This window comes from Cypionkella sp. (assembly GCF_028290025.1).
Classification (GTDB): Bacteria; Pseudomonadota; Alphaproteobacteria; order Rhodobacterales; family Rhodobacteraceae; genus Cypionkella.
This window is the reverse complement of the sequence record NZ_JAQGKQ010000018.1, coordinates 1-23,769: the sequence shown is the minus strand read 5'-3', so window position 1 is coordinate 23,769 and position 23,769 is coordinate 1. Positions and strand designations below refer to the sequence as shown.

The following is a 23,769-nucleotide window of genomic DNA, read 5'->3' as shown; positions in this document are numbered from 1 at the left end:
CCTTCACAGCGAGACATAGCGGCTTTAGCCTTCACGCAAGACCTCGAGGAACGCCGCTCCGAAACGGTCAGTCTTCTGATCACCCATGCCTTGTATTTTGGCTAATTCAGCCAAGCTAGAGGGTCGCCGTTCGGCAATATGGCGCAGCGTCGATTGCGTGCAAGACAGGTGCTTGCCGATGCCGTCATCGCCGCGCGCAAGCGTCACTTGCACTTGGTTCAACCGATCATAAACAGCGCCTGCATCGCGACCCACCAAGGCCCGACGCGCCGGATGAATCGTCGTCGCCTTAACCCCAGTGATAATCTGCAAAAATGCCGCCCCGTAGCTTTCCAGCTTTTTCGCGCCAACCCCAGTGATGCCCATCATGGCGTCAAGCGTGTCAGGGCGGATTTCGGCCATTTCAATCAAGGTCTTATCGGCAAAAATCACATAGGCGGGGACGCCCGCAGCTTCGGCTAAGGCCCGACGCTTGGCTTTCAGAGCGGAAAGCAGGCTGGCATCTTCTTCGGAGACCTGAGTTTTGATAGCGACACGCGGCACGGCTTTGTCGATTGTGTCTTTGCGCAGAGTAATCGACGCCTCGCCTCGCAGAATAGGCCGTGCGGCATCTGTCATCCGCAACGCTCCGAAACGATCCGGGTCGGGACGCACCAGATCTCGGCCCATCATCTGACGGAATACCGCACCCCAAGCAGGTTTTGACAAATCGCGCCCCACGGCAAAGGTCGGCAGTTGGTCATGGCCTTTTTCACGCACTTTCGGCGTAGAGTTTCCGGTAAGGATATCAATCAGATGGCCGGCCCCGAACCATTCACCGGTGCGCAGCATTGCGGACAATGCTTTGCGCACTGCGTCGGTCGCATCGAACAACTGAGCTGGGCGTTGGCACAAATCACAGTTGCCGCATGGCTCGGACGCTTCGCCGAAATAGCCCAGCAGAACCTGACGTCTACAGGCCATCGCCTCGGCCAGACCCAACAACGCGTTCAGCCGCCCGTGGTCTGCAGCTTTACGATCAGGCGGGGCCGCTCCTTCGTCAATCTGGGTGCGGCGCAGCCGAATATCCTCGGGACCGTAAAGCGTCATGGTTTCGGCAGGCGCGCTATCGCGACCCGCACGACCGATTTCTTGATAATACCCCTCAATGGTTTTCGGCAAATCGGCATGCGCGACCCAACGAATATCCGGCTTGTCGATACCCATCCCAAAGGCAACCGTGGCAACGACGATCAGCCCGTCTTCCTGTTGAAACCGAATCTCGACACGACGGCGCTCTTCGGCATCCATTCCACCGTGATAAAAACAGGTGGAATGGGCCTCGGCTTTCAAAGCCTGCGCAAGTGTTTCGGTTTTCGCCCGCGTCGCGCAATACACAATGCCGGACTGCCCGCGCCGCGCGCCCGCGAACCGCAAAATCTGATCGCGCGGGCTGTCTTTTATGGCAAACGCGAGATGAATGTTGGGGCGATCGAAGCCGCGCAGAAAGCTGTCGGGGGCTTTGCCGTCAAACAGCCGAGTGACGATTTCGGCGCGGGTTTCTTCATCCGCCGTCGCCGTAAACGCTGCTAAAGGCACGTTCAAAGCTTTGCGCAGTTCGCCGATCCGCAGGTAATCTGGCCGGAAATCGTGACCCCATTGGCTCACGCAGTGCGCTTCATCCACTGCGATCATAGTGCAGTTTATGCGCCGCAAAAGGGGCAGAGTCGCCGAAGACGCCAGCCGTTCGGGGGCCATGTAGAGCAGTTTCAGACGTCCCGCATCCAGCGCCGCAAAAACTTCTTCGGTCTGCTCCTCTGTGTTGCCGGAGGTTAACGCACCAGCCTCGACTCCGGCCTCTTTCAGACTCCGGACCTGATCGCGCATCAGCGCTATCAGAGGTGAGATCACCACCGTCACGCCGTCGCGACACAGCGCTGGCAACTGAAAGCACAAGGATTTTCCGCCACCCGTCGGCATAATTGCAAGCGTATTGCGACCCGCCATCACCGCATCGACAATTTCCTCCTGCCCGGGGCGAAAACCGGGGAAGCCGAAAATCGAATGCAAAAGATCTTGCGGTGCGGACATGGGCTTTCTACGCGCCAAACTGGCGCTGGCAGGCTTTTCGATCAGGAGAAGCTGTACATATTGTTATAGACTACGATGCGCAGGCCATAGATCAGCAGCAGCACGATCAGCGGTGCCAGATCTAGCCCCGGCGTGTTCGGCAGCACCGACCGGACGCGGCTATAAACGGGCTCCAGCAAGCGGTTCAGCCCCAGCCAGATCTGCGCCACGATCGGTTGGCGCAGGTTCAGCACCTGGAAATTTATCAACCAACTCATTATGATATGGGCCAGAACGATCCATTTTGCGATGTCGAGGATCATTAGCATTATCTGCAACACAGAGGTCATCGGCGGCTCCAACCACAAGAGATTGTGGCAGAGGTAACGCCCTACCCCCAAAAGGGCAATGCTTTCCGCAGCGTTTTGGTTGACGATATGCCAGACAACGGGCAAATCAGGCTGCAGGGGTGCCTGATGTATCCCTATATTCGACTGGCGAAAGAGTTGTGGAAATTTCGCCGTGCTCCAGCTTTGGGCCTGTTTGATCCACATATCAGCAGCCATCGCATCTGGCCGTGGGATCTCGACCCATGGCGCGAGTTGAACAACGGCCGCACACTTACTCTGTTCGATCTGGGGCGGGTTCCAATGTCAGTGCGGATGGGGTTTGAGAAGGTCGCTAGAGCAAACGGCTGGGGCATCACAGTTGCGGGCAACACCACGCGGTATCGCAAGCGGGTGACGGTCTTTGAAAAGCTGACACAGGTTAGCCGTGTGGTCGGTTGGGATGATCGCTTTGGCTATATCGAGCAAAGTTTCTGGCGCGGCGACGAATGCACCAGCCATATGCTGTTGCGGTATGCTTTCATCTCGAAGGCAGGAATGGTCATGCCTGCCGAGGTGATCGCGGCGCTAGGCCATCCAGTGCAAAGCCCGGCCATGCCGAGTTGGATCACGGCTTGGATCACAGCCGATGCGATGCGGCCGTGGCCGCCACAGCGAGCCTAAAGCACCGCGCTTGCACGGCGACGTTTTTTCAGGCTTCAATGCGGAAAACCAAAATAAAGGGCAGGGCATGGCAACGGCACGACAGCGCATATGGGGCTGGTGGTTCTACGATTGGGCCAGCCAGCCATACAACACCTTGTTGCTCACCTTCATATTTGGCCCGTATTTCGCGGAAGTTGCGCGTGGTTACTATATGGGTGCCGGTATGGAAGAGGAAGCCGCAAAGGCTGCGGCCCAAGCCTATTGGGGGTTTGGCCTTACAATTGCGTCGGTTATCGTTGCGATTTTGGCTCCCGTCCTGGGCGCTGTTGCCGACGGAACCGGGCGGCGATTGGTGTGGGTCTGGGTATTCTCGATGTTCTATGTCGTCGGAGCCTATGCGTTGTGGTGGGTGGTGCCAGGAGGCGAGGCAAGCACCCTCGCTTGGGCTGTCGCGTTCTTTGGCCTAGGCTTCATCGGGATGGAGTTTACCACCATTTTCACCAATGCGCTGATGCCAACCCTAACCGACCACGATGATATTGGCGAAATATCGGGCTCGGGTTTTGCATTTGGCTATCTTGGCGGCTTGGTAGCACTGATCCTTATGCTCGTGTTGTTCGCCGAAAACGCCACCACTGGCAAAACCCTAATCGGAATTGACCCGATCTTCGGGCTAGACTCAGAGGCACGCGAGGGCACTAGGATGGTTGGGCCAGTGACGGCCGTCTGGTATCTTGTGTTTATGATTCCGTTTTTTCTCTGGGTGAAAGAGCCGAAAATGCCTGCCGGGCGACTGCATATAGGTGCAGCACTTCGCAGTCTTGTCGAACTGCTCAAGGGCCTTCGCTTCCGGAAAAGTCTAAGCGCGTATCTGGGCTCATCTTTGGCCTACCGTGATGCGTTAAATGCACTTTATGGCTTCGGCGGAGTTTATGCTTCAAACGTGCTGGACTGGTCAATCACACAGATTGGGGTTTTCGGCATTCTCGGCGGTGTAACCGCAATGGTCGCTTCGTGGGTTGGCGGGCGGTTGGACCGTCAGTTTGGCCCGCGATTCGTGATCGGCTGGTCTATCGTGATTTTGATGCTGGTCTGCATAGTGATCGTTGGGATGACCCGAGAAAGCCTGTGGGGTATAGCGATGGACCCTGCCTCGACCACTCCCGACATCATTTTCTACATCTGCGGAGGATTGATTGGCGCGGCTGGTGGGCCATTGCAGGCCGCTTCGCGTACGATGCTTCTGCGCCACACCACGCCAGATCGGGCAACGGAGGCATTTGGTTTGTTTGCTCTTTCCGGCAAGGTCGCTAGTTTCATCACTCCATTTCTAATTGCGTTGGTTTCGTTCTACAGCGGATCTGCGCGCATCGGAATTTCGCCCGTAATCCTAGTCTTCCTGATCGGGCTTATTCTGTTAGTCTGGGTCAATCCCAAAGGCGAACAGGCATGATCCGTAAACTTATTATTTGTTTGGCACTGTTGTTGCCGCTTCCCGCCCATGCCGAGAAGCTCGCGAACAAACTGTTTGGGGCCGCTGATGCACCAAGCCAGCAAGCGCCAATGCCGATTGGTAGCTATTCGCGTGGCTGTGCGGCTGGGTTGGTCGCAATGCCTGAAAATGGACCGAACTGGCAAGTGATGCGGCTTTCTCGGCACCGCAACTTTGGCCATCCGGTGTTGGTGTCTTACCTGCAAGATTTGGCGGGCTATGCCAATCAGGCCGGTTGGCGGGGCATTTACATCGGTGACATGGGCCAGCCGCGCGGTGGGCCGATGACCAGTGGTCACGCCAGCCACCAGATCGGGCTGGACGTTGATGTTTGGACATTGAAGCCAAAGAGTCTGGGCCTGACCGTCAAACAGCGCGAGAGTATCAGTTCGATTTCAATTCGCACCAACGACCAGTTGCGGGTTAATGACAACTGGGACCGTTCTTACGCGACTTTCCTCAAGCTCGCCGCCTCTGATCCTCGGGTGGATCGCATTTTTGTGGCCGCCGCGATCAAGCTGGAGCTTTGCAAAACCGCGACTAGAGCTGACAAGAAATGGCTGCAACATATTCGGCCTGAAGCTGGCCATGAGGATCATTTTCACATTCGGTTGAAATGTCCAAAAGGCGCGCGGCTTTGTGACACCCAAAAGCCGACAGTGTCCGAGCTTTCTAATGGCGGCGCCGGTTGTGATGAGACCTTGGACTGGTGGGTGTCCGATGCTTACCTGCATCCAAAAACGGTCAAGCCAACCAAACCCGTCAAGCCACAACCATACAAGAAACGCCCGCGTGAGTTCACGATGGCCGATTTGCCAAGCCAATGCGTAGACGTGCTTTCGTCGCCGTAGTGGCAGGTCTGGTGCTGATTGCCGGCTTGGAAGGCAGTGCCAGCCCAACTTCACCGCTGGGATTTTTAAGCGCGTTTCGTTGGACGATGAACGATGCCAATTTCGGTGGCTTTTCGGGAATAGAAGTGGCTGAGAACGGCCAAGATATCATTGCGCTGTCGGATCGTGGCGCTTTTACGACAGCCCGCATTGTCCGCGACGACACTGGCCGCATCGCCTCAGTTAAGACAAATCCCGTCCAGCTTTTAAGAGATGTGGACGGCGAACCGCTTTCGCCGGGAATGTCAGACAGTGAGGGTATCGCCTTGGCCCCAGATGGCACAGTCTATGTCTCATTTGAGGGACCGGCGCGGGTGCTGCATTACCCCAAGCTAAGCGGTGCTGCGCAGAGCATCCGCTCGCCGCGCGAATTTAAAGCTATGCAAAAAAACTCCGCGCTTGAAGCTCTGGCGATTGATGCGGCGGGGACACTTTACACATTGCCAGAACGTTCGGGTGGAGCCACCAAATCCTTTCCGGTTTACCGTTTCAGGGCTGGTAAATGGGACAAGCGACTACAAATATCGCGCGAGGGCGGATATTTGGCGGTCGGTGCGGATTTCGGCCCAGACGGAAAGTTTTACTTGTTAGAGCGCGAGTTTCGCGGACTCGCCGGATTTTCAAGCCGCTTGCGCCGTTTTACCTTGGGAGCGAAAGGCTTCGACAAGGGCGAAACGCTGCTGCAAACGCCTGTCGGGCTTTACGACAATCTGGAAGGCGTTTCGGTCTGGCGCGACAGCTCGGGGCATCTGACCGCCACGATGGTGTCCGATGACAATTTCAAATTTTTCCTGCGCATGCAAATCGTTGAGTACCAACTGCCCGATTGACAGCCGCCCCCGCCGCGCGTTAATCGGCCGCGTCCCACAATGGGCCACCTAACGCTGAACCAAGTCTCCGCGACCTTGTAAAAAACGGATCATATAGATGAATAAACTACTGCTTGGCGTTATCGCCATGGCCATTATCGTCGTGGCCTCTAACATTTTGGTGCAATACCCGATCGGCCAATGGCTGACATGGGGTGCCTTCAGCTATCCCTTCGCTTTCTTGGTGTCCGAACTTGTCAACAGGTTCCACGGAGCCTCCGCTGCGCGCCGCGTTGTGTATGCAGGCTTCGCCATAGGTCTGGTCTGCTCGGTAATCGGCACCCAAATCGTCGGCGAATTTGGCCCGCTAGTGACCCTGCGCATCGCCATCGGCTCTGGTCTCGCCTTTTTGACCGGCCAGCTTGTTGACGTGGCGCTGTTTGATAAGCTGCGACGCACAGCGTGGTGGCGCGCACCGTTTCTGTCGTCAATGCTGGGCTCCAGTATTGACACCATGTTGTTCTTCACTTTGGCATTCTCAAGTGCGTTCATTTGGTTAGAGCCGGGAAACGACGTATCCTGGGCCGCAGCTCATGTGCCGCTTTTGGGGTTTGGCCCCGAAGTTCCGCTTTGGGTATCATTGGGTTTGGCCGACTTTTGCGTTAAATTTGCAGTCGATTTGATCGCCCTGATGCCGTTCAGAGTCGCAATCGCAAAATACGCAAACAAGATTGCGTGAAACCTTTTGACAAACGCAAAATCTGTGTCACCTTTTGCTTATCGGCAACATTTTGAAAGGAGGTGACCCAGTGTCTAGAGTGATATTGGAGAGCGGTGTCGGGACAGTCATGGGGGGTGTTTTCTAGGGGCAGCCCTCTAGCGAACGAACTTCAGATTGGGCTTTTGATACCTAACTGGCCCATCTCCTAAGATCTCGGAAAGGGTTGCCACGTACAGGCTGGCAGCCCTTTCTCTTTTCTGCAACGCCCGCTAGTTTGGCCGTATGTTGTGGATAACGGACACCATCTCGATCGCCGACTGGGAGCTGAGCGAAAGCTTTGTACGCGCCTCTGGCCCGGGTGGACAAAACGTCAACAAAGTTTCTACAGCAGTTGAGTTGCGGTTTGAGGCCGAAAGGTCACCGAATTTGACCGCTGGCGTGAAGGCACGGCTTAAGAAATTGGCAGGTCGGCGTTGGACGCTGGAAGGCGCATTGGTGCTGCAAGTTGAAGACACCCGCAGTCAGGCCCGAAATCGCGACATTGCGCGCGAACGCCTAGCCGATTTGATTCGTGCTGCCTTAATCGCCCCAAAGCGCCGTATCGCCACCAAACCCAGCTATGGCAGCCAATTGCGCCGCGTCGCAGCTAAGGTGCAACGGGGTGAGGTAAAAGCACTGCGCGGTAAGCCCGGCGACGAAGAATGACGCTTGATGCGTTGGCTGCTGAGGCCGTAAGCCATTGGGATGGCGAAGTGACTCGAATCCTGCGCAATCGTGAGAACGCTGTCTTTGAAGTGCTTTTGCCATCCGGTCGCGCCGCACTCCGTTTGCACCGCATGGGCTATCAAGACGATGCCGCGATCCGGTCAGAGCTATGGTGGTGTGCGGCATTGGCGCGTGCGGGTGTCGCAGTTCCCGCAGCATTGCCCAGCCGTTTGGGCGATTTTCTGGTGAAATTGTCCGGTGGGCGCAATGCTTCGATCCTCGGTTGGATGGACGGCGAGGCGTTTGGTGAGGCTGGCAAACCTTTGCCCTGCGCGCCTGAAGATCGGCTGAACCGTCACTATGCTTTAGGCGCACTGCTTGCCGATGTTCACACTGCAACCGACCGTCTGACGCTGCCCGCAGATTTCACCAGGCCACGTTGGGACATAGATGGTCTGGTTGGTGAGACACCATTCTGGGGCCGTTTCTGGGAACATCCCGCCGCCGACCCTAGGCAAGCTGAAACTCTATGCCGCGCTCGGGATTTTCTGCGCGACCAGATCAGCGATCATCAGGAGAACGGTGGTGATTTCGGGCCAATTCACGCGGATGTCTTGCGCGAAAATATCCTTGTGAATAAAGGGGCACTTTCGCTGATCGACTTTGATGACTCCGGCTTTGGGTTTCGGCTATACGACCTTGGCACCGCCTTAAGCCAAAACTTGTATGAACCTGATTACCCGCAAATCCGCGATGCTTTGATGGCGGGTTACGGTCAAACGCGGCCCGCTAACCGCCAGATGGTCGAGGTTTTCACGCTTGCCCGCACTTGCGCTTCAGTCGGTTGGGCGGCGCCGCGTCTGGCGCAGGATAACCCGATCCATGTGTCTCATATCGCCCGAGCCGTCATGTGCGCAGAATGGGTGATGGCTTAAACCACCACCGCTTGCGCTTCCTGCTCACCCACTCCGAACACCCGTTTATAGCGCTCAATCTCTTTCGGGGGACCCATCGCTTTGTTTGGATTGTCAGAGAGTTTAACGGTCGGACGACCATTTGCCGCAACCGCTTTACAAACTACGCTAAACGGAGCCAACCCGTCATCCGGAGCTAACCCACGGAAATCGTTGGTCAGCATCGTACCCCAGCCGAACGAAACTTTCACCCGCCCAAAGAATTGCCTCTGCAATTCGACAATCTTGTCCACATCGAGCCCGTCGGAAAAGATCACCAGTTTCTGGCGCGGATCTTCGCCGCGATCTTTCCACCACTGAACAGCAATTTCGGCAGCCTGCGCCGGATCACCGCTGTCGATGCGAATACCAGTCCACGACGCAAGCCAGTCCGGCGCATGTTTTAGAAACCCTGCGGTGCCAAAGGTATCGGGCAGGATGATCCGCAAATTGCCGTCATGTTCCTCCTGCCAATCTGCAAGAAATTGATACGGCGATTGCGCCAGTTCGGCGTCCGAATTGGTAAGTGCGGCATAGACCATAGGCAATTCGTGCGCATTGGTGCCAATCGCCTCGACTTCACGCCGCATCGCAATCAAACAGTTTGAAGTGCCGATGAATTTGCTTTCCAGCCCGTCTTGCATGGCTTGCACCGCCCAATCCTGCCACAGAAAGGAATGCCTGCGACGGGTGCCGAAATCCGCGATCCGCAGTTCGTCGATCTCACGCATTTTGGTGATTTTTTCCCACAGTTTGGTCATCGCGCGGGCGTAAAGCACCTGCAATTCGAACCGACCCTGCTTTTCCAGCACGGCGCGGCTGCGCAACTCCATCAGCACAGAAAGCGCCGGGATCTCCCAGAGCATCACTTCCGGCCAGCTGCCCTCGAAGTTCAGTTCGTACTGGCCGTCGCGCTTCTCCAGATGGTAGGCAGGCAGCCGCATGCCCTCGAACCATTCCATGAAATCCGGGCGAAACATCTGACGCTTGCCATAAAACGTATTGCCGCGCAGCCAAGTGCTTTCGCCCCTTGTCAGGCTCAGCGATCGCACGTGATCCAACTGTTCACGGAGTTCGCCTTCATCAATCAAATCAGCCAAGCGCACGTTCTTGCTGCGATTGATCAGGCTGAAAGTGACGGTGGTATCCGGTCTGTTCCTAAAAATAGATTGACACATCAACAGCTTATAAAAATCAGTGTCGATGAGAGAGCGGACGATCGGGTCGATCTTCCATTTGTGATTCCAAACGCGCGCGGCAATATCGACCATGTCGGCCCTCCCTTTGCCGTTATCTCTACGGCATGAACTGGGCAAAGGTCAAAATGATCGCGCAGCAGGACTGCATCCCAACCCTGCAAATGGGAACGTTCGGTAGTTTTCAAGCCAACCACTGCACGCCAGCGGCCACACATTTCGCTTTTGCGACGGCGAGACTGCCATTCAAGTCAATCGCCCGGCACGCACTGTCCAGCACGGTCACCGTAAATCCAAGCTTCACCGCATCCAGTGCCGAATATGCCACGCAAAAATCAGTAGCCAACCCCACCACGGTCACTGTCGTGATCCCGCGCGCACGGAGGTAGCCTTCCAAGCCGGTCGGAGTTTTATGGTCGTTCTCAAAAAAGGCCGAATAGCTGTCAATAGCGGGATCAAACCCCTTTCGCACAACCAGTTGCGCGAAATCAGTGCGCAGATCCTGATGAAAGGCGGCACCTTCGCTGCCTTGCACGCAGTGCACGGGCCACAGCACTTGCGGTCCGTACTGCATCTCGATGATCGAAAAAACCTCGGCATTTGGATGATTGGCCGCAAATGATGAATGATCCGCTGGGTGCCAGTCTTGCGTCAGAACCACACATCTGAACGCAGCCATCAGAGCGTTGACCTGAGGCAGGATCGAGGTGCCATCGGTTACGGCCAAAGCACCGCCGGGGCAGAAATCGTTCTGCACATCGATCACAATTAGGGCTTCATCGGCTTGGCGCATCACAATCTCCACTTCAGGTTCATTGGGTAAGCGGCGGCTTTCACCGGGTCAACCAAAACTGAATCCGCTAAAGATATTGCTCTGGACAGTCGCAAGGCGTAAATCGCCGGTATGCTGACAGTAGCCGCGCTTTATCACTTCACCCGTTTCCCGGACCCGACTGCATTGCGTGGGCCGTTGGCGGAGCTTTGCATAGCGCAAGACGTCAAGGGTTCGCTGCTTCTAGCGAATGAAGGCATCAACGGAACGATTGCGGGGCCAGCCGAGGGAGTTGCCAACGTCTTGGCGCATCTGCGCGCCCTTCCGGGTTGCGCGGCCCTCGAGCACAAAGAAAGCTACGCCACCAAAATGCCGTTTGGCCGCATGAAAGTGAAGCTGAAACGTGAGATCGTGACGATGGGGCAGCCGGATATTGATCCGATTGCGCGGGTTGGATCGTATGTCGCCGCGCAAGATTGGAACGCGCTGATCGCCTCGCCCGACGTTGCGCTGATAGACACCCGCAACGATTATGAGATCGGTATTGGCACGTTTCACGGAGCGGTTGATCCCGACATTCGTACCTTTCGAGACTTTCCAAAATGGTGGGAAGCGCACAAAGACGAGTATCTTGGTAAGCGGATTGCGATGTTTTGCACGGGCGGTATCCGCTGCGAAAAGTCAACAAACTATCTGTTAGGACAGGGAGTTACCGAGGTTTATCATCTTAAGGGCGGCATCCTGAAGTATCTCGAGGATGTGCCCGCCGAAACCTCTATGTGGGACGGCGAATGTTACGTGTTCGATGGTCGCGTCTCGGTCGGTCATGGGCTTGTTCCCGGTGATTACGATACCTGCCACGCTTGCGGTCGGCCAATCTCTGCAGTGGATAAACAACGTTCAGAGTATGAACGCGGTGCTTGCTGCCATCACTGCGCCGCAGAATACTCCGAAACAGATCGCAACCGTTTTCGGGAACGTCAGCGGCAGTTGGATTTAGCGGGCGCACGGAGCAAAGCTCAGGTTTCGGAATAAACTACCGTTGCGGCCGCTTCAGGAAATTGCCAGCTTTCCGCCTGCGCTGCGATTTTAGCGGCAGTTTGCTTCAATGCGCCCAAATGAGCCTCAAGCGCCGACAAACTATTGCGCGCCGTTGTCGAAGTCACCGAAATCGCACCAATCACCCGACCCGAGCGGGCAAGAATCGGCACGGCAACGCAGATAATGCCAGCTTCATGTTCTTCTTGGTCATAAGCATGGCCGCGCCCGCGAATCGCAATCAACTCCGCCGTAAGCTTGCTCGGATTGTCTAACGTAAGCGCTGTGAATCGGTGAAACGACTGCCGCGCCAGCGCGTCGAACAGCGCCGTTTCCGGCAAGAACGCTAGCATCGCTTTGCCAACTCCGGTGCAGTAAGCGGGACCAACCTTGCCTGCCTGGGAGAACATCTCGACTGGCCGCGCGGCGTTGCGCTTATCCACATACAGCACTTGGCCCTGATCCATCTGCGCCAGATGTACGGTCTCTCCGGTGACGCGCGCCAACTCATCCAAAGCAGGTCGCGCCAATGGGGCGAGCGAACTTTGAGACCAAGCGCCGTGTGCAAGCCGAACGAGCCTTAGCCCCAAGCTGTAGCTGCCGCGATCCTCGTCATATGACAGCATTCCCTGATGTGTCAAAGTTTGCAGCAGACGATATAGCGTCGCCTTCGGATAGCTGCCCCGCGCCATCAAATCGCTGAACCGGATCGGGGCCAGCGCCGCCACCATTTCAAGCACATCAAGCGCCTTACCGACGGTACCATCCTGTTGAATATCGTTCATCCGTGCCTCAGCAATTGACAGGGCAGAGCCTAGGTCGCATAGTTCCCATTATGCAAGACTTAGTTTCAAATAATGGAACCTGCTCAGTGACACCAGATTGGATCGCCGTTGATTGGGGCTCTTCGAACGTGCGGGCTTGGGCGATGGGGCCGGACGGCGCGATAGCCTCGGGAAGCTCAGATGATGGCATGGGTAAGTTGGCCAAGGCCGAGTTTGAGCCGGCCCTTTTGCGCCTGATTGAACCCTGGCTGGGTAGCGGTGTCATCCCCGTGATCGCCTGCGGCATGGTCGGCGCGAGGGAAGGCTGGCACGAAGCGCCTTACCGCAGCACCCCTTGCACGCCGATTGTGTCAGGCGAATTGATGCCCGTCCCCACCACGGACCAGCGCATTCGCATGATGATCGCACCGGGCCTATCCCAAGCCAAACCCGCCGACGTGATGCGCGGCGAAGAAACTCAGGTCGCTGGCGCCCTTGCCCTGCTCCCCGGCTTCGACGGGGTATTTTGCCTGCCCGGTACACATTCCAAATGGGTGCATGTCTCCGCGGGGGAAGTGATCTCATTCCAGACCTTTATGACGGGTGAGATGTTCGCGCTGCTGTCGCAACATTCAGTACTGCGGCATGGCATGGGCGGCGAAGGCAGCGACGAAGCAAGTTTTGCGCAAGGCGTGAGTGACGCAATTGAGCGTCCAGAGCGTATTTCCGCACGCCTGTTCACGTTGCGAGCCGAGGGGCTACTTACGACATTGCCGCCCGCTGCGGCCCGATCACGTTTATCCGGTATGTTGATCGGACTGGAACTCGCCGCTGCCAAGCCATACTGGTTGGGCCAACGCATCGCCTTGATTGGTGCCGAGGCCCTATCCGCCCGCTACGGCCTCGCCCTCACAGAACAAGGCGCGGCATCCGAAACTTTAGACGCCACTGCCTGCACGCTTGCGGGTCTTGCCGCAGCGCGCGGCGTTTTGCAGAAAGCCAAGCCATGACCCGTCCTTTGATCGCGATATTGCGCGGAATCACTTTGGCCGAAGCCATCCCGGTGGCCGAGGCGCTGATTGCCGCAGGCATCACTCGGATTGAGGTGCCGTTGAACTCGCCAAAACCAATGCAGTCGATTGCCGCGATGGTTAAAGCACTGGGATTGCAGGCGGAAATCGGGGCAGGCACCGTGCTGACCGTTGCAGATGTAGCTGCTGTTGCAGCCGCTGGCGGTCGCTTGATCGTCTCACCAAACTGCAATCCCGATGTAATCCGCGCTACCAAAGCGGCAGGCATGGCGAGCTGGCCGGGCGTAATGACCCCCACCGAATGCTTTGCCGCCCTAGCCGCCGGTGCGGATGGCTTGAAGATATTCCCAGCCAATCTGGTCGGCCCCGATGGTCTGAAAGCCATGCGGGCTGTACTTCCAAAATCATGCGAGGTTTATGCTGTTGGCGGGGCCGGGGCATCCAACTTCGGCGAATGGATCAAAGCAGGCGCTACAGGTTTCGGCATCGGCACGGCGCTTTACACCCCCGGGCTATCGGCTGGAGAAGTCGCAGAAAAAGCCCGCGTGATTGTCGCTGCCTACGACGCGGCCAGCGCATGATTTTCGATCCACGCCTGTGTGAACTGGGTGAAGGGCCGCTCTGGCATCCCATTCGTGAACAAATGTTCTGGTTTGATATCAACAATCAGAAACTGCTTTCGCAGGACCGTGACGGCCCACGCGAATGGCGCTTCCCCGAAATTGTCTCGGCGGCAGGTTGGGTCAGCGATGATGTGCTGCTGATCGCGGGCGAACGTGATCTGTTCCTGTTCGATTTAGAGACCGAGGAGGTGGAAACCCTCTGTTTGCTGGAACAAGACAAGCCGAAAAATCGTCCCAATGATGGTCGTGCTGACCCTAATGGCGGTTTCTGGATCGGCACGATGGCGAAGGATGAGGCGATTGGCGCAGGCGCAATTTACCGCTACTATCGCGGCGAATTGCGAAAGCTTTTCAGCGGCATATCTATTCCCAATGCCATCTGCTTTCCTCCCGGTGGTGGCTTCGCGCATTACGCTGATACGGTCACGCAAAAGGTGATGAAGGTCAGGCTCGATGCAGAAGGCTGGCCCAATGGCACCCCAGAAGTTTTCCTAGACCTCGCGTCTGAAGGACATTACCCCGACGGTGCCGTGATCGATGCCAATGGCGTGATGTGGCTTGCCCAATGGGGCGCGTCTCGTGTTGCCGCCTATGATACTCAAGGAAATTTCCTGCGTGCGATTGGCGTCGATGCGCCACAAACCACTTGTCCTGCCTTCGCGGGCCCGCAACTTTCGGCACTTGTTGTCACCTCAGCCCGCAAAAATCTGGATGCCGCAGCGCTGCAAGCCGCACCGCTTTCGGGCGCGACTTTCGTGATCGAGGGTGCATCAAGAGGCCAATATGAACATCAGGTCATAATAGGCTAATCTCTCAGCGTTGCCGGTTATGATGAAGCCTCGCAATCACGCCCGCACAGAAAGCCGCCCCTCTACAGTCAAAAAAGCAAAGCCATTAGGGCCCAAAGCCAACTGTACGCCGTCTAAAGCCGCGTCCTGAGATGGCCCCTCCAGCCCGGCAGCGCCCTCTACCACAACCGACACCGCATCGCGCGACAGATTGAACACACACAGCAACGTGTCCCCACGGGTAAACGCTAAAATCGGCTCGGGCACATGGAAGAAATGCGTAGCCCCTTCAATCAGCGCCGCCGACCCTCGCCGATAGGCCAGCATCGCGCGATAGGTTTCCAGCACCGACCCGGCCACCCCAACCTGCGACGCCACATTCCGCGCCAGCTGCGGCGCTTTTACTGGCAACCACGGCGTCCCCGCCGAGAACCCACCGTTCAATGAGGCATCCCAAACCATTGGCGTCCGAGTATTATCCCGCCCCACCGGCTCCGGCCAAAAATTAATCCCCTGCGGATCGGTCAATTCATCGAACATCAGTTCGGTATCAGTTTGACCAAGTTCCTCACCCTGCCACAAACAGATCGAGCCCTGAAAAGACAGCAACAACGCCCCCGCCTGTCGCGCCAAGGCATCTTGTGAGACGCCATGCTCGGCCCAACGCGTCGCCTGCCGCACGACGTCATGGTTGGAAAACGCCCACATTGGCCAACCATTCGGCGCGCCAGTGAAAAACTCCTCGATCTTGCCCCGGAAAAACGCCGCCGAGTAATCATAGCCCATCATCTCAAACGAATAGCACTGATGCAGTCGACCCGGAGCAGTGTAATCCCCCATCATGCGGATGGCGTGATGCGCCTCACCCATTTCGCCAACGGTGGAGCGATCGGTGTATTCGTCGATCACCCGCCTGATCCGCTCCATCCAAGCCAAGTTTTCCGGCTGGCCCTTTGAAAACAAATGATATTGCATTTCATAGGGGTTGCCGTCGGGCTTGGTCTTGATCCGAAAGTCCGCAGCATCGTTGCGGAACAGCGCGTCTTTGTAGAAGTAGTTCACCGTGTCAAAGCGGAAGCCATCAACGCCCCGGTCTAACCAAAATCGCAGGACGCTCTCCATATATTCTGCGACGGCCGGATTGCGATAATTGAAGTCGGGCTGCTGCGGCAAAAACGAGTGCATGTAATATTGTTTGCGCCGTGCATCCCAAGTAAACGCAGGACCTCCGAATACCGAAAGCCAGTTGCACGGCGGCGTGCCATCGGGGCGCGGATCGACCCAGATATACCAGTCCGACTTGTCATTATCGCGACTCTTACGGCTTTCCGCAAAGAACGCGTGCTTATCCGAGCAATGGTTCATCACCTGATCAATGATCACTTTCAGACCCAGATCATGCGCCCGCGTCACCAACGCGTCAAAATCCGCAAGCGTGCCGAACACCGGATCGACATTGGTGTAATCGGCCACGTCATATCCCATATCGAGCATGGGTGAGGTGAAAAACGGCGACAGCCACACCGCATCGCAGCCCAGATTGGCAATATGATCCAAGCGCCGGGTGATACCTTTTAGATCGCCGACCCCGTCGCCGTTGTCATCCTGAAACGACCGGGGATAGACCTGATAGGTCACCGAACCACGCCACCATTCCGCCATATCACGCCTCCAATAGATGCACTTGTGCGAAGCCTAAACCGCTTTGAATCGGTTGGACAGGCTGCCGGCCCTTGTGTCCGCACAATTCTGCCGTTGACGCTGCTTGGCCTTGCGCTAACGGTTGCGTGCAGCAGGAGCAGCGCCATGATCCAGACCTCGAAATCCTCCATCTTCAGCCCAATTTTGATTGCTGGCAGCATAATCTTGATGCTCGGCTTCGCTATTCGGGCCAGCTTCGGTGTGTTCCAAATCCCGATTGCCGCCGAATTTGGCTGGGCGCGCTCTGAATTCTCAATGGCCATCGCCATCCAGAACCTCGCATGGGGCTTCGGTCAGCCGATATTTGGCGCGTTGGCCGAACGCTTTGGCGACCGCCGCGCGATCATCGCAGGTGCAATTCTATACGCGCTGGGTTTGGTGCTATCGAGCTACGCCGTCACACCCGGCCAGATGCAACTGCTTGAAGTTTTAGTGGGTTTTGGCATCGCAGGCACAGGCTTTGGCGTGATCCTTGCCATAGTCGGTCGCGCGGCCAAACCCGAAAACCGCTCGTTGGCTTTGGGCATCGCCACCGCCGCAGGTTCGGCAGGCCAAGTCTTCGGCGCACCAGCCGCACAAATCCTACTGCAACATTACCACTGGCAAACGGTATTCATGATCTTCGCCGTGGTCATCCTATGCGCCCTGTTCGCGTTACCCTTCCTACGCTCCCCGACCATCGCCACCAAACATGAGCTGGATGAATCGCTCGGCACAGTCCTGAAACGCGCCTTCAAAGACCCGTCGTTCACCATGATTTTTGTCGGCTTCTTCTCGTGTGGCTATCAACTCGGCTTCATCACCGCCCACTTCCCCGCCTTTATCACCGAGAAATGCGGCGCAATCGACCCTTCTGGCCTGCTAGCAGGCATCGGCATCACCACAACGTCCATCCTCGGCGCGATTGCGATTTCGGTGATCGGCTTGGCGAACATTGTCGGCAGCGTTTTGTCGGGCTGGCTGGGCAAGCGTTATACCAAAAAATACCTGCTGTCGGGCATCTACGTCGCCCGCACCGTGGCTTCTGCGCTCTTCATCATGCTGCCAATGACCCCTGCCAGCGTGCTGGTATTCTCGCTGGTGATGGGTAGCTTGTGGCTGGCTACCGTGCCGCTCACCTCCGGCCTTGTCGCGCATATCTACGGGCTGCGCTATATGGGCACGCTGTATGGCGTGGTATTCCTAAGCCACCAAATCGGCAGCTTCTTGGGCGTTTGGCTTGGCGGAAAAATGTATGACATCACAGGTGATTACACCTTGGTTTGGTGGATCGGAGTTGGCGTCGGCGCGTTCTCGGCCATCGTACATTTGCCGATCCGCGAGAAACCTCTGATGGCGCAGCCCGCTTGACGGCTTCGAACCGATCACTGCCAGATATTAAGGAGATTTCATGCGTCCCGGGATAGCCGCGCTCGTGGTGGCATATGTGCTGAGCCAGTTCTATCGCGCCTTTCTGGCCGTTCTGTCGCCGGTGTTGGCGGTAGATATTGGCGCAACTGCCGAAAACCTGGCCTCGGCTTCAGGGCTGTGGTTTTTAGCCTTCGCGCTGATGCAAATTCCGGTAGGGGTGGCTTTGGATCGGGTCGGACCAAGGCTGACCGCCGCCGGGTTGCTCAGCATCGGCGGAGTCGGCGCTGCGATATTTGCGCTGGCAACCGGCCCAGCTGCGATCAACGTTGCAATGGTGCTAATCGGCATCGGCTGCGCGCCCGTGCTGATGGCGGCCTACTACATCTTCGCCCGCAGCTTTTCTCCAGCCATGTTCAGCACCTTGGCGGGCGTCGCGATTGGCATAGGCTCGCTCGGCAATATCGCGGCCTCGCTTCCGCTATCCTTGGCAGTTGAAGCAATCGGTTGGCGTGGCGCGATGTGGGGGCTTAGCGGGCTCACATTCATCACCGCCGCCGCGATTTGGACATTGGTGCGTGACCCCGAGCAGGTGGTGCACACCAGCAAAGGCTCGCTGCTTGATCTTTTGCGGATGCCGGTGCTGTGGCCGATCCTGATCATGATGGCCGCGTGTTATGCCCCCGCTGCCGGTTTGCGCGGCCTTTGGGTCGGCCCGTATATGACCGACGTATTTCATGCCGATGCCGAGCGGATTGGTCTGGTGACGCTGGTCATGGGGCTGGCGATGGTAGCGGGCAATTTCGCTTACGGCCCGCTGGATCGCCTGCTCGGCAGCCTCAAATGGCTGATCTTTGGTGGCAATGTGCTGGCCGTGGCCTGCTTGCTCGGGCTTTACGCTTATCCTGCCGCCCCCGGCATCACGCCGATTGTGCTGCTCGCAGGCGTTGGGTTCTTCGGCGCATCCTTTCCCATGGTAATGGCGCATGGCCGGGCTTTTCTGCCGCCGCATCTTGTCGGGCGCGGTGTGACGCTGATCAATTTCTTCGGCATCAGCGTGGCCGGGATAATGCAAATTATCACCGGTCGGCTGCATCATGCGCTGACCCCCACCGGCGCGGGCCTAAACAGTGCCCCACCCAGCACACCCTACGCCGCGCTATTCGCGCTATACGCCGTCCTGCTCACCGCCGGTTTGCTGGTATATCTGTTCTCCAAAGACCGCGCCAACTGATCGCTTCACGTTTTGCGCTTCCCCCTCGTCGCCCCATGCGCTAACAGGCCTCGTCTTTGACGGTCAAAGGCAGAATTCTAGGAGACCCCGATGGGCTATAAGGTCGTCGTCGCGGGTGCCACGGGTAACGTGGGCCGCGAAATGCTGAACATCCTCGCCGAGCGCGAGTTCCCGATTGACGAGATTGCCGCTTTGGCATCGCGTAAGTCGCTGGGCACTGAAATCAGCTTTGGCGACAAGACCCTGAAGACCAAGGATCTCGACACCTTCGACTTCACCGGCTGGGACATCGCTTTGTTCGCCGTGGGGTCGGATGCGACCAAAATATACGCGCCGAAAGCTGCGGCTGCGGGTTGCGTCGTGATCGACAATTCGTCGCTCTATCGCTACGATCCTGCGGTGCCTTTGATCGTGCCGGAAGTGAATGCCGACGCGATTGCTGGCTATAAGAACAAGATGATCATCGCCAACCCGAACTGCTCTACCGCGCAGATGGTGGTGGCTTTGAAGCCGCTGCATGATCGCGCGCGGATCAAGCGGGTGGTTGTCTCTACCTATCAGTCGGTGTCGGGCGCGGGCAAAGAGGGCATTGACGAGCTTTGGGATCAGACCAAGGGGCTTTATGTTCCCGGTAAGGAAGTGCGGCCTTCTAAGTTCACCAAGCAAATCGCCTTCAATGTGATCCCGCATATTGATGTGTTCTTGGATGACGGCTCCACCAAAGAAGAATGGAAGATGGTCGCCGAGACCAAGAAGATCCTCGACAAGAACATCAAAATCACCGCGACTTGCGTGCGGGTTCCGGTTTTCGTCGGCCACTCGGAATCGATCAACATCGAGTTTGAGGATTTCCTCGACGAGCATGAAGCCCGCGATATTCTGCGCGAGTCTCCCGGCATCATGGTGATCGATAAACGCGAAGATGGCGGCTACATCACTCCGATTGAGTGTGTGGGTGATTACGCGACCTATATCTCTCGCATCCGGCAGGACAGCACGATTGATAACGGCATCAATCTGTGGTGCGTCTCGGACAATCTGCGCAAAGGGGCGGCTTTGAATGCGGTTCAGATCGCGGAATTGCTCGGTAGTAAGTATCTGAAAAAGGGCTGATTGGTCCGAGTTGGAATTGAAAAAGCCCTGCCGATTGGCAGGGCTTTTTTGGGCTCCCAACTTGGGAGCTTTGTTTTCATTGACGAAATCTGAGCGGTTGCCGTTTTGGTTAACGAGACCCTAACGATTTCAAGCCGCCACGCCTGCTTTCAAGCCATCGTAAATCGCTTCCTCTGCCGTGCGCGGGGCGAGGCAATCACCGATCTGCGTAACGGCAATCCCCAACGCTTCTAGCTCTGACGCCAAGCCGTCCACCGGGATATGACCGAGGCTGAGCACCAAGGTATCCACCCCGGAAACCTCCATCGCGTCGCCGCTTGGGGTGTGTTGCAGGTAAACCGTATCCTCGGCGGTGCCAAACAGCCGCGCATAGGGGCGCACGTCAATTTGCAAACGGTGGAGATCGGCGGCCATGGTATCGCGCACATACAGCGGCAGGCTTTCGCCGGGATGCAGACCGTTCACCGCCAACGTCACCTGCGCGCCATCCCGCGCCGCCATCTCGGCGATCCCCGGCGCGATCCAATCGCAGCGCCAATCGGCGACCACCACCTTCGCACCGAGTTTCACCTCTCGCCGCAGGACTTGCCATGCGGTGACGATCTGGATTTGGCCATCGGTCGGCAGGTCTGGCACATGCGGGCGCGCACCCGTGGCGAGGATCACGCTGTCGGGTGCTTCGGCCTGCACCAACGCCGCCGTGACCGTCACCCCGCGCCGCACCTTTACTTGCGCCAGTTCCATCTCGCGCGACAGGTTGGTGATAATACCGCCAAACTCGGCGCGTTTCGGCAGCAGTTGCGCCAGCAATGCCTGCCCGCCGAGCTGGCTTGCGGCCTCATACACCGTCACATCATGGCCCCGTTTGGCAGCCGTAATCGCGGCCTTCATCCCGGCCGGACCGCCGCCGATCACCATGACCTTCTTGCGCTTTGGCGCCAGTGTCAGGTTGCCATAGGTCAATTCGCGCCCGGTTTCGGGATGCTGGATGCAGGAAATCGGCAGGCCGCGATGGAAATGCCCGATGCACGCCTGATTGCAGGCGATGCAGGCGCGGATATCCTCGACCGCTCCAATTTCGGCCTTTGCAGGCATTTTCGGGTCGCAAATCAGCGCGCGAGTCATGCCGCAGACATCCGCCTTGCCCGAGGCGATAATCGCTTCGGCTTCTTGCGGTTGGTTGATGCGACCCGCGACAAACACCGGGATTTTCAGCGCCTTACGAAACACGCTGGCATCAGCGGCGAAATAGCCCGCCGCAAACGCCATCGGTGCCGCGATATGCACGGCACCGCCGACCGAAGCAGAAGTGCCCGTCGTCACGTTGACGAAATCGAGCGCGGGTTCCAGTGCTTTGCAAGCGTTCAGGGCCTCTGGCAAAGTGAGCCCCTCATCGTCCCGCTCGCCTGCTGAGATGCGCAGGCCAATGATGAAATCATCATCGGTGGCCGCACGAACAGCGGCGAGAACGCGGGTTAAGAAGTGCTGGCGCTTGGCATCGGTGCCGCCGAAATCATCGTTCCGCAGGTTGACCCGAGGGTTAAGAAACTGCGCGGGCAGATAGCCATGCGAGGCGACAACCTCTACGCCATCAAACCCCGCAGTGTGCAGACGTTTGGCGGCAGAGGCATAGCCTGCGATAATTTCCTCAATCATCGCAAGGCTTAACGGGCGTGGCATCACATGGAAACGCTCATTCGGCACGGCGGAAGGCGCGTAGGCGACGGCGAGCAGGCCATCGGCGCTTTCCATAATCTCACGCCCCGGATGGAACAGTTGGCTTAGGATCACCGTGCCTTCGGCATGAACCGCTTCGGCCAGCGCGGTGTAGCCGGGGATGCAATCGTCCGTCGTCGCCATCAGCAGATGCGAGGTGTAGCGGGCGGTCTCATGCACTCCGGCAACCTGCGTGATGATCAGGCCAACGCCGCCTTTAGCGCGGGCGCGATGGTAGGCGATCAGCGCCGGATTAACCGTGCCATCTGTCGGCATCGTGGTGTCATGGCCGGTGGACATGATGCGGTTTTTGATTTGGGTGCGGCGCAGCATGAGCGGCGCGAACAGATGCGGAAACATGGTCATGGTGGCCCCCGGGCTTGATTGGCCTTGGTAACATAGTAGTAAAAAAGTGGAAGATATTTTTACTATGGGCAAATAATCTTGCGATTATTGTGCAGGTTGTGCATGGTTTGGCGATGGAAGAAGTGAACGACCCTGCGGGTTTTCTAGGTGAGCGGATGCGCGGTTTGCGTAAGCGTCGCGGTCTGACTTTGGCGCAACTGGCCGAGGCTGCAGGGCTGTCGATTGGCTATATTAGTCAGTTGGAACGCAATCTGGCGTCACCGTCGATTCCGGCATTGGTGAATATTGCCAAAGGTTTAGGGGTGACTGTCCAGTGGTTTTTTGCTGGCGAAGTGCCGGTGCCGGATGATGAGCGCGGCTATGTGATTAGGCGCAACAATCGGCTGAGCCTGCGCTACGCGGGCGGCATCGTCGATGAATTGCTGACGCCAAAGCTGAGTTTGCAGGTGGAGATGATCTACACGCGGATGCCAGCGGGGACCGAAAGCGAGCAATTTTACACGCATGAGGGTGACGAGGTGGGGTTCGTGCTGCAAGGCCAATTGGAGTTCTGGATCGGCGCGCGGCATTTTCTGTTGCAGGCGGGCGATACCTGTAGCTATTCCTCAAGCGAGCCGCACCGCTATCGCAATCCGGGCCCGGATGAGGCGGTGGTGCTATGGGCGATCAGTCCGCCGAGTTTTTAACGGCAGTCCAGCGGACGCATACAGGTTAACTTTTCACACCAATCGCTTCGGCCAGCTCATTGGCCTCCTCGCAATCACCGCAAAGACCTTGCAAGGTCTTGAGATTGCTCATCGCAGCATCTGTTTGACCGAGTTCGAGATACAGCTCACCCTGATATTCCAGCGCGCCGAGATGGCCGGGGTTGAGTTTTAGCGCCGTGGTATAGGACACCGCAGCGACGTCCATATTGCCCAGCTTGCGGTTGGCATAGCCGCGCAGGTTCCACGCATCGGCGTTCTCGGGTTGATCTTTGGTGAGTTGATCGAGCAGAGGCAACGCGCCCGCGTAATCCTCGGCAGCGATCTTGGCTTTCGCCTCTGTATAGGTGGGGGCCGGGTCAGCCTCGGAGCTTTCTTCGGTGCCAGCGGCCATCAACGGATCAAGCGCCATCGACAGCAGGCCAAACAGGCCGATCAGCACGAAAGACAGGATATGGGGCATGTTGGCTTCTCCCTTTGACATGAGCACGCTAGCCGATTCGACCGTTTCGCAGGATCAAGCCTACGTGAGATGGCAAAATTAAGCCAAATGAACCGCGCCGAGTTTGCCGGAGGCTGATTGACGTTAGTTATGCGGCCATGGCTTCAATTTCCAGAGCTGCATGGAAATTGGCCTCGCTTCTGTGGGCGGGATATTCCCGATGGGTTCAAGCAGGCGGCGGTTGTTGAACCAGTCGACCCATTCCAATATGGCGTATTCGACGGCCTCAAAGCTGCGCCAGGGGCCGCGACGGTGGATGACCT

Annotated in this window: 23 protein-coding genes and 1 pseudogene; 15 read left to right on the top strand and 9 right to left on the bottom strand. The window is 57.3% G+C overall.

Annotation, left to right across the window (positions count from 1 at the left end; genetic code table 11):
- Positions 1–24 precede the first annotated feature (24 nt).
- Positions 25–2,070, bottom strand: a complete 2,046-nt coding sequence (recQ, locus tag JWS10_RS02460) for a DNA helicase RecQ (RefSeq protein ID WP_299504418.1) — start codon at positions 2,068–2,070, stop codon at positions 25–27.
- A gap of 41 nt (positions 2,071–2,111) precedes the next feature.
- Positions 2,112–2,399 (bottom strand): YggT family protein, encoded by a 288-nt coding sequence (locus tag JWS10_RS02455; RefSeq protein WP_299504416.1) that lies wholly within the window; start codon positions 2,397–2,399, stop codon positions 2,112–2,114.
- 126 nt (positions 2,400–2,525) lie between these two features.
- Here JWS10_RS02455 and JWS10_RS02450 point away from each other — a divergent pair, with 126 nt between their 5' ends.
- The 7 genes from JWS10_RS02450 (at position 2,526) to JWS10_RS02420 (ending at position 8,593) form a co-directional block, all read left to right on the top strand.
- Positions 2,526–3,059: a thioesterase family protein gene (locus JWS10_RS02450; protein ID WP_299504414.1), complete on the top strand. Its 534-nt coding sequence runs from the start codon at positions 2,526–2,528 to the stop codon at positions 3,057–3,059.
- A gap of 67 nt (positions 3,060–3,126) precedes the next feature.
- The gene (locus JWS10_RS02445; RefSeq protein ID WP_299476728.1) at positions 3,127–4,494 is read left to right on the top strand and encodes an MFS transporter; all 1,368 of its coding nucleotides are present in this window, start codon (positions 3,127–3,129) and stop codon (positions 4,492–4,494) included.
- Positions 4,491–5,384 carry a penicillin-insensitive murein endopeptidase gene (mepA, locus tag JWS10_RS02440; RefSeq protein WP_299504411.1) on the top strand — a complete coding sequence of 298 codons (894 nt, stop codon included), beginning with the start codon at positions 4,491–4,493 and terminating at the stop codon, positions 5,382–5,384. Before JWS10_RS02445 ends, mepA begins: the two co-directional genes overlap by 4 nt.
- Positions 5,357–6,253 (top strand): esterase-like activity of phytase family protein, encoded by an 897-nt coding sequence (locus JWS10_RS02435; RefSeq protein WP_299504408.1) that lies wholly within the window; start codon positions 5,357–5,359, stop codon positions 6,251–6,253. Before mepA ends, JWS10_RS02435 begins: the two co-directional genes overlap by 28 nt.
- Positions 6,254–6,350: 97 nt before the next feature.
- The gene (locus tag JWS10_RS02430) at positions 6,351–6,971 is read left to right on the top strand and encodes a queuosine precursor transporter (protein WP_299504406.1); all 621 of its coding nucleotides are present in this window, start codon (positions 6,351–6,353) and stop codon (positions 6,969–6,971) included.
- A 264-nt stretch (positions 6,972–7,235) separates the two neighbouring features.
- Positions 7,236–7,658 (top strand): alternative ribosome rescue aminoacyl-tRNA hydrolase ArfB, encoded by a 423-nt coding sequence (arfB, locus tag JWS10_RS02425; protein ID WP_299476738.1) that lies wholly within the window; start codon positions 7,236–7,238, stop codon positions 7,656–7,658.
- Entirely contained in the window at positions 7,655–8,593 is a 939-nt protein-coding gene (locus JWS10_RS02420; protein ID WP_299504403.1) for a phosphotransferase, read from the top strand. Before arfB ends, JWS10_RS02420 begins: the two co-directional genes overlap by 4 nt.
- Here the strand turns inward: JWS10_RS02420 and pncB are convergent.
- Together pncB and pncA are read right to left on the bottom strand one after the other, a co-directional pair.
- Complete coding sequence (pncB, locus tag JWS10_RS02415; RefSeq protein WP_299504400.1) at positions 8,590–9,882, bottom strand: nicotinate phosphoribosyltransferase; 1,293 nt, start codon at positions 9,880–9,882, stop codon at positions 8,590–8,592. The two genes, JWS10_RS02420 and pncB, sit on opposite strands and share 4 nt — an antisense overlap.
- 109 nt (positions 9,883–9,991) lie before the next feature.
- Positions 9,992–10,600: a bifunctional nicotinamidase/pyrazinamidase gene (pncA, locus tag JWS10_RS02410; RefSeq protein WP_299504397.1), complete on the bottom strand. Its 609-nt coding sequence runs from the start codon at positions 10,598–10,600 to the stop codon at positions 9,992–9,994.
- 111 nt (positions 10,601–10,711) lie between these two features.
- On the opposite strand from pncA, the gene JWS10_RS02405 reads away from it, so the two are divergent.
- Positions 10,712–11,614 carry a rhodanese-related sulfurtransferase gene (locus JWS10_RS02405; protein WP_299504394.1) on the top strand — a complete coding sequence of 301 codons (903 nt, stop codon included), beginning with the start codon at positions 10,712–10,714 and terminating at the stop codon, positions 11,612–11,614.
- On the opposite strand, the gene JWS10_RS02400 is transcribed toward JWS10_RS02405, so the two are convergent.
- Positions 11,599–12,402, bottom strand: coding sequence for an IclR family transcriptional regulator (locus tag JWS10_RS02400; RefSeq protein ID WP_299504391.1), 804 nt, complete (start codon positions 12,400–12,402; stop codon positions 11,599–11,601). The genes JWS10_RS02405 and JWS10_RS02400 overlap by 16 nt on opposite strands.
- A gap of 86 nt (positions 12,403–12,488) precedes the next feature.
- Between JWS10_RS02400 and JWS10_RS02395 the strand changes: the two genes are divergently transcribed.
- Genes JWS10_RS02395 through JWS10_RS02385 form a run of 3 tightly spaced genes read left to right on the top strand, consistent with a single transcriptional unit; the run spans position 12,489 to position 14,844 of the window.
- Positions 12,489–13,391, top strand: coding sequence for a 2-dehydro-3-deoxygalactonokinase (locus tag JWS10_RS02395; protein WP_299504388.1), 903 nt, complete (start codon positions 12,489–12,491; stop codon positions 13,389–13,391).
- Positions 13,388–13,993, top strand: coding sequence for a 2-dehydro-3-deoxy-6-phosphogalactonate aldolase (locus tag JWS10_RS02390; RefSeq protein ID WP_299504385.1), 606 nt, complete (start codon positions 13,388–13,390; stop codon positions 13,991–13,993). The genes JWS10_RS02395 and JWS10_RS02390 overlap by 4 nt, the downstream gene beginning before the upstream one ends.
- Positions 13,990–14,844, top strand: coding sequence for an SMP-30/gluconolactonase/LRE family protein (locus tag JWS10_RS02385; RefSeq protein ID WP_299504383.1), 855 nt, complete (start codon positions 13,990–13,992; stop codon positions 14,842–14,844). Before JWS10_RS02390 ends, JWS10_RS02385 begins: the two co-directional genes overlap by 4 nt.
- A 36-nt stretch (positions 14,845–14,880) precedes the next feature.
- Here the strand turns inward: JWS10_RS02385 and JWS10_RS02380 are convergent, their stop codons facing one another.
- The gene (locus JWS10_RS02380) at positions 14,881–16,485 is read right to left on the bottom strand and encodes an alpha-amylase family glycosyl hydrolase (protein ID WP_299504380.1); all 1,605 of its coding nucleotides are present in this window, start codon (positions 16,483–16,485) and stop codon (positions 14,881–14,883) included.
- Positions 16,486–16,629: 144 nt separating this feature from the next.
- Here JWS10_RS02380 and JWS10_RS02375 point away from each other — a divergent pair, with 144 nt between their 5' ends.
- The 3 genes from JWS10_RS02375 (at position 16,630) to JWS10_RS02365 (ending at position 20,218) form a co-directional block, all read left to right on the top strand.
- On the top strand, positions 16,630–17,874 hold the full coding sequence (locus tag JWS10_RS02375; protein ID WP_299504377.1) for an MFS transporter: 1,245 nt from the start codon (positions 16,630–16,632) through the stop codon (positions 17,872–17,874).
- 40 nt (positions 17,875–17,914) lie between these two features.
- Complete coding sequence (locus JWS10_RS02370) at positions 17,915–19,105, top strand: MFS transporter (protein ID WP_299504375.1); 1,191 nt, start codon at positions 17,915–17,917, stop codon at positions 19,103–19,105.
- A 90-nt stretch (positions 19,106–19,195) separates the two neighbouring features.
- Positions 19,196–20,218: an aspartate-semialdehyde dehydrogenase gene (locus tag JWS10_RS02365; RefSeq protein ID WP_299476770.1), complete on the top strand. Its 1,023-nt coding sequence runs from the start codon at positions 19,196–19,198 to the stop codon at positions 20,216–20,218.
- Positions 20,219–20,347: 129 nt separating this feature from the next.
- Here the strand turns inward: JWS10_RS02365 and JWS10_RS02360 are convergent, their stop codons facing one another.
- Positions 20,348–22,300: an FAD-dependent oxidoreductase gene (locus JWS10_RS02360; protein ID WP_299504373.1), complete on the bottom strand. Its 1,953-nt coding sequence runs from the start codon at positions 22,298–22,300 to the stop codon at positions 20,348–20,350.
- A gap of 89 nt (positions 22,301–22,389) precedes the next feature.
- On the opposite strand from JWS10_RS02360, the gene JWS10_RS02355 reads away from it, so the two are divergent.
- A complete protein-coding gene (locus JWS10_RS02355; RefSeq protein ID WP_299504371.1) occupies positions 22,390–22,986 on the top strand; it encodes a cupin domain-containing protein in 597 nt (198 codons plus the stop codon).
- 25 nt (positions 22,987–23,011) lie between these two features.
- On the opposite strand, the gene JWS10_RS02350 is transcribed toward JWS10_RS02355, so the two are convergent.
- Both JWS10_RS02350 and JWS10_RS02345 read right to left on the bottom strand, forming a co-directional pair.
- Positions 23,012–23,467 (bottom strand): tetratricopeptide repeat protein, encoded by a 456-nt coding sequence (locus JWS10_RS02350; protein WP_299504369.1) that lies wholly within the window; start codon positions 23,465–23,467, stop codon positions 23,012–23,014.
- Between the two features lie 127 nt (positions 23,468–23,594).
- Positions 23,595–23,769 (bottom strand): annotated as a pseudogene (locus JWS10_RS02345) (IS3 family transposase); the annotation flags it as partial.

Bases quoted from the DNA above. Each gene is read 5' to 3' on its own strand.
- recQ (WP_299504418.1), bottom strand. From the start codon at position 2,070: ATGTCCGCACCGCAAGATCTTTTGCATTCGATTTTCGGCTTCCCCGGT.
- JWS10_RS02455 (WP_299504416.1), bottom strand. From the start codon at position 2,399: ATGACCTCTGTGTTGCAGATAATGCTAATGATCCTCGACATCGCAAAA.
- JWS10_RS02450 (WP_299504414.1), top strand. From the start codon at position 2,526: ATGTATCCCTATATTCGACTGGCGAAAGAGTTGTGGAAATTTCGCCGT.
- JWS10_RS02445 (WP_299476728.1), top strand. From the start codon at position 3,127: ATGGCAACGGCACGACAGCGCATATGGGGCTGGTGGTTCTACGATTGG.
- mepA (WP_299504411.1), top strand. From the start codon at position 4,491: ATGATCCGTAAACTTATTATTTGTTTGGCACTGTTGTTGCCGCTTCCC.
- JWS10_RS02435 (WP_299504408.1), top strand. From the start codon at position 5,357: ATGCGTAGACGTGCTTTCGTCGCCGTAGTGGCAGGTCTGGTGCTGATT.
- JWS10_RS02430 (WP_299504406.1), top strand. From the start codon at position 6,351: ATGAATAAACTACTGCTTGGCGTTATCGCCATGGCCATTATCGTCGTG.
- arfB (WP_299476738.1), top strand. From the start codon at position 7,236: ATGTTGTGGATAACGGACACCATCTCGATCGCCGACTGGGAGCTGAGC.
- JWS10_RS02420 (WP_299504403.1), top strand. From the start codon at position 7,655: ATGACGCTTGATGCGTTGGCTGCTGAGGCCGTAAGCCATTGGGATGGC.
- pncB (WP_299504400.1), bottom strand. From the start codon at position 9,882: ATGGTCGATATTGCCGCGCGCGTTTGGAATCACAAATGGAAGATCGAC.
- pncA (WP_299504397.1), bottom strand. From the start codon at position 10,600: ATGCGCCAAGCCGATGAAGCCCTAATTGTGATCGATGTGCAGAACGAT.
- JWS10_RS02405 (WP_299504394.1), top strand. From the start codon at position 10,712: ATGCTGACAGTAGCCGCGCTTTATCACTTCACCCGTTTCCCGGACCCG.
- JWS10_RS02400 (WP_299504391.1), bottom strand. From the start codon at position 12,402: ATGAACGATATTCAACAGGATGGTACCGTCGGTAAGGCGCTTGATGTG.
- JWS10_RS02390 (WP_299504385.1), top strand. From the start codon at position 13,388: ATGACCCGTCCTTTGATCGCGATATTGCGCGGAATCACTTTGGCCGAA.
- JWS10_RS02385 (WP_299504383.1), top strand. From the start codon at position 13,990: ATGATTTTCGATCCACGCCTGTGTGAACTGGGTGAAGGGCCGCTCTGG.
- JWS10_RS02380 (WP_299504380.1), bottom strand. From the start codon at position 16,485: ATGGCGGAATGGTGGCGTGGTTCGGTGACCTATCAGGTCTATCCCCGG.
- JWS10_RS02375 (WP_299504377.1), top strand. From the start codon at position 16,630: ATGATCCAGACCTCGAAATCCTCCATCTTCAGCCCAATTTTGATTGCT.
- JWS10_RS02370 (WP_299504375.1), top strand. From the start codon at position 17,915: ATGCGTCCCGGGATAGCCGCGCTCGTGGTGGCATATGTGCTGAGCCAG.
- JWS10_RS02365 (WP_299476770.1), top strand. From the start codon at position 19,196: ATGGGCTATAAGGTCGTCGTCGCGGGTGCCACGGGTAACGTGGGCCGC.
- JWS10_RS02360 (WP_299504373.1), bottom strand. From the start codon at position 22,300: ATGACCATGTTTCCGCATCTGTTCGCGCCGCTCATGCTGCGCCGCACC.
- JWS10_RS02350 (WP_299504369.1), bottom strand. From the start codon at position 23,467: ATGCCCCATATCCTGTCTTTCGTGCTGATCGGCCTGTTTGGCCTGCTG.